Annotated in this window: 11 protein-coding genes and 1 tRNA gene; 2 read left to right on the plus strand and 10 right to left on the minus strand. The window is 43.6% G+C overall.

Annotation, left to right across the window (positions count from 1 at the left end; translation table 11 throughout):
- Window positions 1-31: 31 nt before the first annotated feature.
- The 3 genes from ACO067_RS12775 to ACO067_RS12785 form a co-directional block, all read right to left on the minus strand.
- The gene (locus ACO067_RS12775) at window positions 32-1273 is read right to left on the minus strand and encodes a DEAD/DEAH box helicase (protein WP_421874724.1); all 1242 of its coding nucleotides are present in this window, start codon (window positions 1271-1273) and stop codon (window positions 32-34) included.
- A 101-nt stretch (window positions 1274-1374) separates the two neighbouring features.
- Window positions 1375-2013, minus strand: a complete 639-nt coding sequence (locus ACO067_RS12780; RefSeq protein WP_421874726.1) for a response regulator — start codon at window positions 2011-2013, stop codon at window positions 1375-1377.
- Window positions 2010-3743, minus strand: a complete 1734-nt coding sequence (locus tag ACO067_RS12785) for a tetratricopeptide repeat-containing sensor histidine kinase (protein ID WP_421874727.1) — start codon at window positions 3741-3743, stop codon at window positions 2010-2012. Before ACO067_RS12785 ends, ACO067_RS12780 begins: the two co-directional genes overlap by 4 nt.
- 163 nt (window positions 3744-3906) lie before the next feature.
- Between ACO067_RS12785 and ACO067_RS12790 the strand changes: the two genes are divergently transcribed.
- Complete coding sequence (locus ACO067_RS12790) at window positions 3907-5673, plus strand: hypothetical protein (protein ID WP_421874728.1); 1767 nt, start codon at window positions 3907-3909, stop codon at window positions 5671-5673.
- Window positions 5674-5777: 104 nt separating this feature from the next.
- Here ACO067_RS12790 and ACO067_RS12795 read toward each other — a convergent pair whose 3' ends face one another.
- The 3 genes from ACO067_RS12795 to ACO067_RS12805 are packed head-to-tail and all read right to left on the minus strand — an operon-like array spanning window position 5778 to window position 9960.
- Complete coding sequence (locus ACO067_RS12795) at window positions 5778-8192, minus strand: bifunctional UDP-N-acetylmuramoyl-tripeptide:D-alanyl-D-alanine ligase/alanine racemase (RefSeq protein ID WP_421874729.1); 2415 nt, start codon at window positions 8190-8192, stop codon at window positions 5778-5780.
- A gap of 4 nt (window positions 8193-8196) precedes the next feature.
- A complete protein-coding gene (locus ACO067_RS12800; RefSeq protein WP_421874730.1) occupies window positions 8197-9042 on the minus strand; it encodes a GNAT family N-acetyltransferase in 846 nt (281 codons plus the stop codon).
- A gap of 6 nt (window positions 9043-9048) precedes the next feature.
- Window positions 9049-9960 (minus strand): universal stress protein, encoded by a 912-nt coding sequence (locus ACO067_RS12805; protein ID WP_421874732.1) that lies wholly within the window; start codon window positions 9958-9960, stop codon window positions 9049-9051.
- Between the two features lie 107 nt (window positions 9961-10067).
- Here ACO067_RS12805 and ACO067_RS12810 point away from each other — a divergent pair, with 107 nt between their 5' ends.
- Window positions 10068-10529, plus strand: a complete 462-nt coding sequence (locus ACO067_RS12810) for a MaoC family dehydratase (RefSeq protein ID WP_421874733.1) — start codon at window positions 10068-10070, stop codon at window positions 10527-10529.
- On the opposite strand, the gene ACO067_RS12815 is transcribed toward ACO067_RS12810, so the two are convergent.
- The 4 genes from ACO067_RS12815 to ACO067_RS12830 all read right to left on the minus strand — a co-directional run bounded on the left by ACO067_RS12815 (window position 10526) and on the right by ACO067_RS12830 (window position 12431).
- Complete coding sequence (locus ACO067_RS12815; protein ID WP_421874734.1) at window positions 10526-10948, minus strand: DoxX family protein; 423 nt, start codon at window positions 10946-10948, stop codon at window positions 10526-10528. The genes ACO067_RS12810 and ACO067_RS12815 overlap by 4 nt on opposite strands.
- A 29-nt stretch (window positions 10949-10977) precedes the next feature.
- Window positions 10978-11406, minus strand: a complete 429-nt coding sequence (locus ACO067_RS12820) for a YybH family protein (RefSeq protein ID WP_421874735.1) — start codon at window positions 11404-11406, stop codon at window positions 10978-10980.
- 499 nt (window positions 11407-11905) lie between these two features.
- Window positions 11906-11980: transfer RNA gene (locus ACO067_RS12825), tRNA-Val, on the minus strand.
- An 82-nt stretch (window positions 11981-12062) separates the two neighbouring features.
- On the minus strand, window positions 12063-12431 hold the full coding sequence (locus tag ACO067_RS12830; protein ID WP_421874736.1) for a DUF1573 domain-containing protein: 369 nt from the start codon (window positions 12429-12431) through the stop codon (window positions 12063-12065).
- Between the last annotated feature and the right edge of the window lie 53 nt (window positions 12432-12484).

Consider the following 12484-nt stretch of genomic DNA (forward strand, 5'->3'; position numbering starts at 1 on the left):
CAAAAATAATACCACCTCTTACATCAATCTTTTAATTTTTTGGTTTCCTTCTGAAAGGACGTTTTCCCTGGCCGTGCTTTTTATTCCTGTTTTTGGAATTCGGTTTTTTGCTTGCAGGTTTCTTCACATCTCCAGGCTTTTCGGTCGGCTCAAAACCCTCGATCACCTGAAGTGGCAAGGAAACGCCAGTGAGCTTTTCGATGTTCTTCAAATACTCTACTTCATCCAAACAGACCAATGAAATGGCTTCTCCCTCAGCTCCAGCCCTTCCGGTTCTGCCTATGCGGTGCACATAATCCTCAGGAACATTAGGAAGTTCATAGTTGATCACATGTGGTAGCTGAGGGATATCGAGTCCGCGAGCAGCAATGTCAGTGGCTACCATCACGCGAATCTTCTTTTCGTGCAGTGCTGCAAGCGCCTTTGTCCGGGCTGATTGGCTTTTATTGCCATGTATGGCCAAGGCCGAAACATCACACTTATTCATTTTTTCTGTTAGCCGGTTTGCTGCATGTTTCGTTCGGGTGAACACAAGGACTTGTTGCCACCGGCCCCCAGCTATCAAGTCTATGATGGCGTCAGATTTTCGCTTTTTATCTACCTGATAGGCTATTTGATTGATTTTCTCTACTGTGGTGTTCTCTGGAGTGGCTTCCACCACTGCTGGATTGATCAGAAACTCTTCGGTGAGCTTTTTGATTTCTTTGGAGAATGTTGCTGAAAAAAGCAGTGTCTGCCTCCGGTGAGGTAGCAAATCCATGATTTTTCTAATATCTCGTACGAAACCCATGTCGAGCATTCTGTCGGCCTCATCCAATACAAGGATTTGGATTTTTGATAGCGATAGCAATCGCTGATTGTGGAGGTCTAGCAATCTGCCGGGAGTAGCCACCAGGATGTCCACGCCATTTCGAATGGCTCGTACCTGAGGGTTTTGATTGACGCCCCCAAAAATCACAGCAGATTTCAGTTGGAGGTTGGCGCCATAGGTTTCTACATTACTAGCTACCTGAGCAGCGAGCTCTCTAGTGGGTGTGAGCACCAGCGCGCGTATACCTTTTTGTTTGGATGGCTGCTGGCTGGATAGCTTTTGCAAAATGGGCAGTGTAAACCCGGCTGTCTTGCCACTTCCCGTTTGTGAAGAGGCAAGTAGGTCTCTTCCAGCTAGGATTTGCGGAATGGCTTTTTCTTGAATGATCGATGGCTTTTCGTACCCTTTTTTGCGAATGGCCGAGAGGATGGATTCGTTTAAACCCAGATGATTGAATGACATATAAACTGTTTTTGAGATGACAATTCATGAAAATGTCATTTCTAATGAATGCAAAGGTAATCCAATTAACAATGCTTGTCAGATAAAGTGGATGTTCTAATTTAAACCAGTCCTTCTTGCACAGCGATCCGCACGAGACTCGCTACTTTGTTGACTTGTAGCTTTTCCATGATTGTTTTGCGATGTGTCTCAACAGTTCGTACTGCTATGAACAGTTCTTCACTGATTTCTTTGTTGGAAAGGCCCTCAGCTACCAGCTTTAACACTTCGATTTCCCTGGCAGTAAGTGCACTGAGTTTGGCTACATTGGACTTACCTATAGTGCTGGAGTTGTTTAAAAGAGCTTGCATGGCATCTTGAGAAAAGTATTTTTGACCCGTAGCTACTTTTTCTACACAAGTGATGAAGTCGTTTTCATCGGCATTTTTGGATACATAGCCCATAGCTCCCTGGTCCATCGCCTTTTTCACAGTGTTCTTATCTACATGCATGGTAAGAATGACAAAGTGTGTGTCAGGGAGGAGTTTGTGCACTTTTTCCAGAAGCTCCAGGCCGTTGAGTCGGGGCATATCCAGATCAAGAAGTGCAATGTCTGGTTTGATGATCGGGAGCTTATCCGCGGCTTCCAAGGCATCATTGATGATGCTGATCACCTCAAAATCAGGGTGATTAGTAAAAAACTGGCTCACACCTTTAGCTACCAACTCGTGATCATCTACTATGACAATGTTTTTTTTCATATGATAGGAATACTGACTGTTGCCGATGTGCCACTGTCCGGACTCGGTGTGTAATTTACGGATCCTTTGACCATATCCAGTCTACTCTTGATGTTTAAAAAGCCATGACCATTCGTTTTGGCTCCATCCATACCTTTGCCATTGTCTTCTACAAATAGGACCAGGCGGTCTTTGTTTTTGAGTAGCTGCACGGAGACTTCAGTGGCTTCCGAATGCTTAATCACATTATTGATGAGCTCCTGCAGTACTCTATACAAGCTTATTTCAATTCGCTCATCAAACCGCTGATCTACATGATGGTGCTCAAATTCGAACTGAATATCAGAGAACTTAAAGCTGTTTTGGAGGAGGTCCTCTATGGCACCAATCAGACCGTAATCCATGAGCGTACATGGCATCATTTGATGTGAAACTTGCCGCACTTCTTCGGCTGACTTGGAAAACTGCTCAGAAATGAGCTCCAGATCCTCTCGCTGCTGGTCGTCGCTGACTTTACCTACCAGATTGTTGAGTGCCATTTTAAGGGCGCTAAGTTGCTGGCCAATGCCATCATGAAGGTCTTTACTAATTCGTTTGCGTTCTTCCTCTGTAGCAATGATGACACTTTCAAAGCCACGCTCTTTCTCTTTGAGAATCGCTGCCTGTAGTTGAGCCTTTTGTGCAGCCTTGTTGCGATTGTAATAGACTATACCAATAAGGATGGCTATTCCAAATCCCGCTACCAACAGGACAATGAAGTTCTGTTTTTCAGCAACGTTCGCACGTTGAATTTCCAGTTCCAGCTGCTGGTTAGCAATCTGTTGTTCTTTTTCGGCGGTTTCATATTTGGTTTGTAACTCGGAGATGGCCTTGGACTTTCGGTCATTAAACAAGCTATCGGCGAGCTCTCTGGCCTGTGTCTGATACTGATAGGCATTGGTAAAATCCCCTATACTGGAGTAGCATTGATGTAGCATGTCCAGTGCATATCTGGCCAAATCGGCATAACCAATTTCACTGGCTAGCTGTAGCGTCTTTTTGAATTGGGGAATGGCTAGTGAGTATAGTTCACGCTGTTGGTACATCTCTGCTAAGGTTACGGTATTGATTGCCAACCCACTTTGGTCTCCGAGCTTTTCACGTATGCTAGAGGATTGGTTTAGGTAGTCCATGCCCAGTTCAAACTTCTTTTTGACGAAATAGTAAGTGGCCAACCGCTTGAGTTCATAACCCATACCAATGGAGTCGTTGAGTTGTTGCTTTACCTCCAAAGCCTCACTCATCAGCGGAAAGGCCTCATCATGCTCACCGAGCTTGAATAGTGTCATACCCTGATTGGAAAGACTAATGGCCAGTTCCTTCAGAAAACTGTTTTCAGTGGCTATTTTCTGAGCTCGGGCATAATAGTCGCTAGAGGCATCATAGTCCTCTTGTTTGGAATAAAATACGCCCAACTCATTACATACCTGAGCCATTCCCTGCAGATCGTTGACCTCTTCGAAAAGCGCCAGACTGGTGAGGTAGCATTCCTGTGCCTTGTCGAAGCTACCCAGGTAAAAATGCCCTATGCCCAGATATTTGTAAGCCTGTGCGGCTTCCTGGGTCCATTCATTCTTTTCGGCAGCTTTCAGTGCATATTGCATCCTATCAATGGCTTTTTCCGAGCTGATGTTGAGTAGCTCCTGTCCATGTGATAGGATGCTATCTACCCTGTCTTTGGTGACGGTCTGGGAGAGAGCAGAATGGAACAATATGAATAGAGTTAAAGAAGAAAGAAACTTTCCTGGCATGGTGACGAACTGTGTTGACGGGTGAAAATACCAAAAAACCACGAGGGATCTACCGAGATACCACGACTGGTCGCCTGAAAATACTAAGAGAGCTTTGGGATATCAAATAATAAATCTCAAAGCCATGAAAAAAGTATTCATTTTAGTCGTTTTGGTCTTATCAGTAGGATATGCATCCGCACAGAAACTCGATATTAATACCGAAGCACTTCCAATCAGTAAAAAAGCACGGAAATTTGGTCAGTACAGCGGGTCTTATTGGGATGTCTCTGGTGAAAAGTTGCAAACCATCTACACCTATCGTGAAAAAAGGAAAAGTCCCAGGAGTTATGACTTGATCAATGTCAGTTTAGATGGAAAAATTACAGGTCCTGAAACTGAGCTACTAACTCCAGATAATATCTCAAAACTGGACCTACAGATAGATGAAACGCTTCTTGAGGAAGATGAATTCGAAAACTTCGACCAGGAAATGGTTTGGATCAAACGAGTTGATCTGGGTTGGAACGCAGTAGCTTTTGACGGGTATTTTGAACCTCAGTCTGACATTTACGGATTTGTAGGTTACGAATTTCAAAAAGAATCCAATAAGACGAGATTGATGGGTGATGAAAATCAAAGTCTGATGCTCGATTTCGTATTGGCAGATGGACCCATGGTGGAAAAATACAGCTCTAAAGTCCTCTCACAAGGTTTTCTCGGTTTGTCTTCTTTGTCTACTTACGCTTTCGTTCCTAAAGGAGATAAAGTCATTATCGGTGGGCTAATGAACGGTAGAGTGAAGATCGGTCTCGATGCCAGTCCAGATTGGTTAACTACCAGATATCTAGTGGGTACCTACAATACAGGAACCATGGAGTGGGAAGAACAGAACTTCATTGAATTTGACTATACCATGCATACACTCACTTCCCTAAAAACGGATGATGGAGTAGCGGTATTACTTAGAAAGGATAGCAAAGGAACCATTGAAAATAACAGGGTTCGCTTCAATGATTCTGTGTATAAAGGTGTGGTGATGCTGCTGTTTGATAACAAAGGAAAACTTACTTCACAGCTTGACCTGGATTTTGGAGATTTCAATTTTCCACCAATTGGAACATCACTGAGCAATACAATTCCTCCCAAATTTGATATTCGAAAAGTCAAAGACTCTTATTATGTTTCTGCTGTAGGATTTGGTAGAGGGACTCAGTTTGAATCATTGAACATTTACAAAATAACGGATGGTCAAATTGATTTTAAAAAGAAATTCCTAACAGATGATTTGAATGATTTCGTGACTCCTGATGGTGAAAAAGTGAAGTACTTAATCAAAAAGCGAGAGGTTCCGGTGATTGATGAAATCATTGCTTCTGATGATGAGGTGTTATTTCTGGGATCCATCAAGGAAATCGGAAATTTTGTCATCAGACTTGATGCCAATACAGGGAGCCTCAACCAGTTGATAGTCAGTGAGCACTGGGTACCTAAACAGGGAGTTACCATTCCACTTGGAGTAAGGGGTTGGAGTAAGACGAAATCTTCGAGAAGTAGTGAAGGATTTCTGGAATACCCTGTTACCGTAGAAGAACATGGGGATTATTACTACATTCTTTATCGGAAAATGAATTTGGGTATGACTCCAGGGTCATCCGTCAGCTCAACTTCCTCGTCTAGTAATGGTGTGATCAAAACCACCTATACTAAAAGTGTGAGAATAGACGAGCTTTTTGCCTTTGCTAAACTCGTTCTTATCAATAAGAAAACCGGTGCCATCGCTGAGCCATTGGTCATTGATGATGAAATACTTGTTGGTGCATACGGTATGTATGTTGGAAAAGATGGAACAGCATTCTTACACGGATATGACGGCAAGAAATATCAAATGACCTCTGTCAAGATTAAGTAAATGTATCAAAGCCACAGTTGCTCCGATGTGGCTTTGAGAACTTCTGAGGAGCCGCACCCTCAGTTTATTTGAGGGTGCTAATCTTCACCTCCTTACCAAATGGCCTACTCACTCACGAAGACTCGTTTCACTCGCTGGCTTACATTGGTGAGAATTTCATATGGGATGGTTTGGCTCCACTGAGCCAGCTCTTCAATGGTAGGCTGCTGACCAAATACAATCACCTCATCACCTTCTGACGCTTCGATACCAGTTACATCGATCATGGTCATATCCATACAGACATTCCCAATGGTGGGAGCTTGCTGGCCATTGACCATGACGTATGCTTGGCCATTACCAAAAAGACGGGTATAGCCATCCGCATAACCTAAAGCAATGGTCGCAATGAGTGAGTCTCTTTTCGCTTTGCCCATCCTGGAGTAGCCTATTGATTCTCCAGCCTTCACCTGTTTGATTTGTGATATTTTAGTTTTGAGTTGACTGATAGGTTTCAATCCATCCAGTTCAGCAGAGCTATCAAATCCATATAGGCCTATCCCCAACCGAACCATGTCATAGTGATAATTTGGCCAGCGCACGATTCCAGCAGAGTTTACTGCATGTTTGATGGGGCTATAACCAAGGTGATCTGCCAGACGCCGATAGGCCACATCAAACAGCGCCGCCTGGTGCCGGGTAAATGCATCTTCGTTGGCATTATCTGAGCTGCTAAAGTGAGTGAATATCCCAGCAACTTTCACTTGCGGGTTTCGGGACAGTAGATCTATCAGCGAATCGATTGCTTCGGTATCAAATCCAAGTCGATTCATGCCGGTTTCAATTTTGATGTGAACGGGTGGGGGCGTTTCCTCTTCGTCCAGAAGCTTTTGTAGCATGGACAGGCTGTAGATTTCAGGCTCCAGGTTGAACGCGGAAAGCAATCCCAGACTGTCCCAGTCCACATTCATGATCATGATAGGAAGCTGGATTCCCTTTCTGCGAAGATTGATGGCTTCATCCAGATAAGCCACACCCAAGTAATCCACTTGGTGGTACTGTAATAAGTGGGAGATTTCCTCCACACCTACTCCATAGGCAAAGGCTTTGACCATGACCATGAGCCTGGTGTTTGGACTGAGTCTTGAGCGATACAAGTTAAGGTTGTGTGTAATCGCCTCAAAGTTTACCTCCAGTACAGTCCCGTGACTTTTTTCCTCCAGATAGGCTACCACTTTTTCCAGACCGAAATTTCTGGCACCTTTTACCAGGATAATCTCATTGTTGAAGTCTGGAGCTGTCTTTAAAAAACTGAAGACGTCTTCATAGTATTCAAAGGCTCTAGAGAAAAGCGCATTGTGGGCTACCAGGTCTGGTCCGATTCCTATTACTCGATCAATGGCGTGATTTTTCAGCAGCTCATTCACTCTACTATAAAGAATTTTCGGTTCTTTACCGGATTGTAGAATGTCCGAGATGATGACCGTTTTTCTTTGTTTATGAGGTTGTTGTTTGAGGTAATCAAGTGCCACTTGCAAGCCAAGCAGGTCGTTGTTGTATGAGTCATCCAGGATGTGTGTGCTGTTTCGTCCTCTCTTTAGCTCCAGCCGCATTGGCACAGGTCTGAGATCAGCGATACCTTTTTGGATGTGTGCATTATCCTCCTGAAGTACAATGGCTGCTGTAATGCTGTGAAACAGGTTTTCCTGGTCTTGCTCATTTTGCCAACTCACCTCCAATGTGAAGTTTTGTCCCGGTAAGCTCGTAGTGTATTGGTTTCCGGCCTGATGGTAATTGATGCTCGCTTCTGGCGTATTGATTCCCCAAGTAATCAATTCAAATGCATGCTTTTCCAGCTCTTCTTTTACCGCACTATGCTGATACTTACAGATCACCCGCTGGCAATTCTCGAAGAGCTTCGCTTTTTCTTCTAGTTTGGCGCTCAAACTCTTAAATCCTTCTGCATGGGCTTCACCAATGTTGGTGAAAATGCCTAGTTGCGGTTGGATTATCGGTGCTAGTCGAGTCATTTCTCCAGTCTTCGAAACTCCTGCTTCGAAGACACCGACTTCATGATGGGGAAGGATACTTAAGACTGAGAGTGGAACGCCGAGCTGTGAATTGAAGCTTTTAGGGCTTTTCACCACCTGAAATTGGTGACTTAGTAGTGTGCTCAGCCATTCTTTGACAATAGTCTTTCCGTTACTGCCTGTGATCCCCACCACTGGCAATTGAAATTGCCGCCTATGGTAGGCAGCCAGCTGCTGCAGACTCTCGAGCACATGCTCTACCCGGATGATATTGAGGCTGGCTTGGCTAGGTGCAATGGACTTTGAGATCAGAAAATTTCTGACGCCCTTCCGTATCAGAGGCTCCACATAGTCATGACCATCATGATTGCTGCCGGGTAGAGCAATGAACAGCTCATCCGGTGCTCCTGTTGCCTTTCTGGAGTCATATACGATCGTTTGGATCTCCAGATCATCTGAGCTTTGGAGCAATCTTCCGTTTACGATGGTAGCGATCTGGCTTATGTGCATAACGCTAAATTATCAATTCCAACTCAAACTGATCGATCTCATTGACAAACCCAATAGCAGCTAATGCATCCAAGGTATTTACCTCTGCTTCCGGAATATTAAGAATCGTCAGGAAGGGATTTCTGGAACGTTGCTGGCATGCCATGACCAGTGATGTACCCACACCAATGTGTCTATACTCAGGATGGACGGCTAACTGTGAAATTCTGCCCAGGTCTGGCTGAAAAATCAAGTGACCCGCTGGTTGATTATCGACTTTGGCTTCTAAAATTAGCTCATGCTCCAGATTATGTACTAACTGGGGTGTGCTGTCCATAAAACATGGCTCAAAACTCATGTTTTCTGAAAACCGTTCGCACCATCCTGTATGTTGTTCAATAGCACAGCCAGGCTTGCCATCAAGCTCCTTGGTGAGTTTAAAGCATTTCATCACTCTGGTAAAGGCAAATCCCAGGTTTTCATAGAGCCGCTGGGCTCTCTTATTTTTGTCTATTACTTCCAGCAATATCCGTTCGGCACCCGTTTTCTTAAGGTTAGGAAACAGGTATTCATACAGTTGAAATGCCAGGTTCATCCCCTGATGGCTCATTCGAGTCCCGGTTCCTCCGTTATAGATGGTTTGCTTCCCTTCATACGTGTTGAAGGTGTGAAGAATAAAGGAGACCACCTGATGGTCCTCCAAGGCTAGCCCACTGAGCGATTGGTGGAGATTCAGTTTGGAGTAAATCCTTCGCTTGAATGCGGCCTGATCTGGTTTGAACGTGACTAGGTAATCGGAAAAGGCATCGATAAAAGCATCATGAAGTTGCTGGAAGTGCTCTTCCTGGTAAGCGCTAAATACAATGCTCATTAAGGCTTATTCATGAAAACTTAGTAGTGGGATGTCAATATCAATGGCAATGTTTTTGGTCACTGATTTTCTAAACAATTTTTGGAAAAATGAGTACTCTCTTGGGATCATCGCGAGCATGTCCAGATCATGTGATTTAGAAAAATCGACAATTCCTCTTGTAATGGAGTCAGCCTGAACGGTACGTGCTGAGCACTCATGCTCTTTAAATCTGGCAGCTATATCTTTCAATAGTTTCTGGTCCTGAGCGCTTAACTTGTCTGGGTCATCTACTATGGAGAACACATAGATTTTGGCGTCAAACATCGCAGCTATCATACCGATAAGATCTAGTCTTTTGGTGTTTTTGATCTCAGAAAGATCTGAAGCAAAGCCGATTTTTTTAGGGTTGAAATCATGCACATTTTCCGGGATCACAATCACTGGCACTTTGCTGGTTTCAATGATGTCAGTGGCCCTTGTACCGATGAGGTGCTCAATGGAATCGTGTTCGGCGCGTGTTCCCATCACGATCAAGTCAATGTTTTTTTGTTCAGACTCAGAGTAGATCGCATCAGTCAGATAAGAGATAAATCGATCCGCCTCGTGGGGCACTTCTTTGAGTTCAATGATTTCCGATTCTAATTCCTCAAAACTCTCCTTTACCTGACTTTCATAGTCCATCATGATTGAGTCTATAAGACTGCCGCCCACAAAGTCTGGGTGCGGGTGATGAACGTGCACCGCATTAACCATATGAATCTTGGCGTCAAATGATTTAGCCAGCTTGATCGCAGATTTCAAGGCGTTCTTTGAGCAAGTTGAAAAATCAATTGGTACGAGAATATTTTTGATGTTCATCTTTCTTAGACTTGTTGTTGTTAATAAAAGTAACCTTCCTCGGCCAATTTCCCAACGAAATTGGAGGTTCATGTGCATGACTTTTTTCAGTTGAAACGAGGCCTGACGACTTGCTGACTATTTTTCAGTTTCTTATTCAAATGAAACCTGTTATCTTCACCTTCTAATTCGAAATATTTTTAGTCATGCCAATTGAGATAGGTAGCTTCGAGGAGTTCCAGCAGTACATCGGTAAGGATTTAGGAACTTCAGAACCACTAGAAATCACCCAGGAACAAATCAACAAGTTTGCTGATGCAACTCTAGATCATCAGTGGATTCATGTGGATTTAGAAAAAGCAAAGGAAGGCCCATTCGGACAGCCAATCGCACATGGCTACCTTACTTTGTCACTTGTGCCACACATGTGGGAGCAGATTCTTAAAGCTAAAAATCTGAAAATGATGGTTAACTACGGGATGAATAATCTCAAGTTCAATCAACCTGTTCCCGTTGGTAGCAAGCTGTTACTTTCTGCACATCTGGAAAACCTGACCAATCTACGAGGTATTTGCAAGGCAGAGGTTGGAGCTAAAATGGAGATTGAAGGTCAGAAAAAACCGGCTTTTACTGCCACTATGATTCTCCTATATCACTTCGAATCTTAATAAGCACGTTTTTTGAAGAGCAAGGCATCTATAGAGTATTTGCCGGTGCCCAGAATGAAGATGGCAAGATAGGCCGTAAGGTACATTAGAGAGTGTTCTTTGTCACTCAAAGGATCGTCTGCATGTGCTACAAAAGCTGCTGTGATCATGGTGATGATCAGTGGAATGATGATCGCTCGAGTACAAAACCCAAGCACCAGTAGAATGGAGCAGACTAGTTCTGCGAAAATAGCGAGTATCAGAGAAGTAGAACTCCCTAGTCCCATAAAGTCCATAAATCGCGTGCTCAACCCCTCAAAACGTTCCAGTTTTCCATATCCATGTGGAATCATTAGAACTCCCATCCCGACACGGAGAATGAGAGAAGCCCAGTTAACCGATGAAGACTTGATAGCTGGTGTAAGTAGGTTGTATAGCATAGCGTTGGGTTGTTTTTCTAAAAGCGAAATTAGTCATACACGAATTTCCATTCCCCATTTTTCTGTTTTTTCCAGACTGTGTGGAAGATGCCCGTTGCGTTGATGGTGTCTCCTGAAATCTCCAATGCCTGGAATTCATACGAACCATAAGTGTAGGCCAGGTCCCCACTTGAGGAACATTCCACGAAAGTTGGTTCCCAGATGAGTTGAACACCGACCAACGAGGATGAATCAAAATAAGATGCTATGGCTTCATGTCCTTGGTAAACCTTATTGTTGCGAACAATCACAGCATCATCGGCTGCAAAATGAAGGAAAGCCGCTTTTACCCCATGTTCATGAGCATAGTCATTAAAAGCTTTTTCTACTGAAAGCACCTCCTGAATGATTTTTTCTCTTGGAGGATTGGAACAAGCACCAATAAAAGCGAGAATAAGGGCTATTAAAACGCGATGCATAGAAGTAAGTTTTTAAAGAGCAAAGGACACCCTCCAATCTAACGAAACAAAAAGGTGTTCTTACAGTAAACGGATAAATATCAAAAAGGCGAGTTAGATTCTCCCTTAGGAATGCCAGAGGCAGAACCGGAATGGTTCTTTAAGAACTAAAAAGTATAAGGTAAAAAAGTGGAGTGTATTGGATTTGATCGGAGTGGCGTACACCCAACAACCCTTGTCCTGAATCACTAACTAAAATAGGAATTGTAGAGGAGAGCATTGGAAACTCTCCCATGGGGATGCCTTTGTCAGAACCAATGGGTATCGACATAAAGCTCAAAGGGGGGAGATATGTGGGATATACTGGATTCTCCCTTAGGGATGCCTACGGCAGAACCAGGGAATATGATTCAGAAAAAAGTACAGGATTTAAAAAAAGTGGAGTGTATTGGATTCTCCCATGGGGATGCCTTTGGCAGAACCAACGGGTATCGACATAAAACTCAAAGGTGGGAATATGTGGGATATACTGGATTCGAACCAGTGACCTCTGCCCTGTCAAGGCAGCGCTCTAAACCAACTGAGCTAATATCCCTGCTGCAGGTCAAAATTATATTAACTATTGCCAATAAAAAAGTCCGGCTCTGCCGGACTTTAATCATTCGTCTACTTTCATCTTAAAGAACAACCTCTCCTTTAAAGAATAGGTACGTATATTCTTCAGAGCTCGAAGTTTTGATCTTGATGTTCTTTTTAAACACTCCTTCTTTCTTCGATAAGAAAGTGGCAGTGATGGAGGCTGTTTCTCCCGGTGAGATAGCTTCTTTTGGGAATTTTACATTGGTGCATCCACATGACCCTTTTGCTTCGAGTATGGTGAGCGGTTGATCCCCATTGTTGGTGAACTCAAAAGCTATGTCTTGGCTGATTCCGGCTTTGACTTCACCAAGATCCAGCAAGGTAGTTTTCCAAGTGATTGATGGGCTAATCGCTGCTAAAGCGGCTACCGCTATACCCAGCATAATAATTAGAGAGACTTTTTTCATTTTATTAGAAATTTAGTTGAGTCCAAAGCTGATCATCTACACACCAAATCACT

This window comes from Marinoscillum sp., from assembly GCF_965229915.1.
Lineage (GTDB): Bacteria > Bacteroidota > Bacteroidia > Cytophagales > Cyclobacteriaceae > Marinoscillum.

What these genes read in the sequence shown, in the direction of transcription:
- ACO067_RS12775 (WP_421874724.1), bottom strand. Translation starts at nt 1,273, where the DNA reads ATGTCATTCAATCATCTGGGTTTAAACGAATCCATCCTCTCGGCCATT.
- ACO067_RS12780 (WP_421874726.1), bottom strand. Translation starts at nt 2,013, where the DNA reads ATGAAAAAAAACATTGTCATAGTAGATGATCACGAGTTGGTAGCTAAA.
- ACO067_RS12790 (WP_421874728.1), top strand. Translation starts at nt 3,907, where the DNA reads ATGAAAAAAGTATTCATTTTAGTCGTTTTGGTCTTATCAGTAGGATAT.
- ACO067_RS12795 (WP_421874729.1), bottom strand. Translation starts at nt 8,192, where the DNA reads ATGCACATAAGCCAGATCGCTACCATCGTAAACGGAAGATTGCTCCAA.
- ACO067_RS12800 (WP_421874730.1), bottom strand. Translation starts at nt 9,042, where the DNA reads ATGAGCATTGTATTTAGCGCTTACCAGGAAGAGCACTTCCAGCAACTT.
- ACO067_RS12805 (WP_421874732.1), bottom strand. Translation starts at nt 9,960, where the DNA reads ATGCACATGAACCTCCAATTTCGTTGGGAAATTGGCCGAGGAAGGTTA.
- ACO067_RS12810 (WP_421874733.1), top strand. Translation starts at nt 10,068, where the DNA reads ATGCCAATTGAGATAGGTAGCTTCGAGGAGTTCCAGCAGTACATCGGT.
- ACO067_RS12815 (WP_421874734.1), bottom strand. Translation starts at nt 10,948, where the DNA reads ATGCTATACAACCTACTTACACCAGCTATCAAGTCTTCATCGGTTAAC.
- ACO067_RS12820 (WP_421874735.1), bottom strand. Translation starts at nt 11,406, where the DNA reads ATGCATCGCGTTTTAATAGCCCTTATTCTCGCTTTTATTGGTGCTTGT.
- ACO067_RS12830 (WP_421874736.1), bottom strand. Translation starts at nt 12,431, where the DNA reads ATGAAAAAAGTCTCTCTAATTATTATGCTGGGTATAGCGGTAGCCGCT.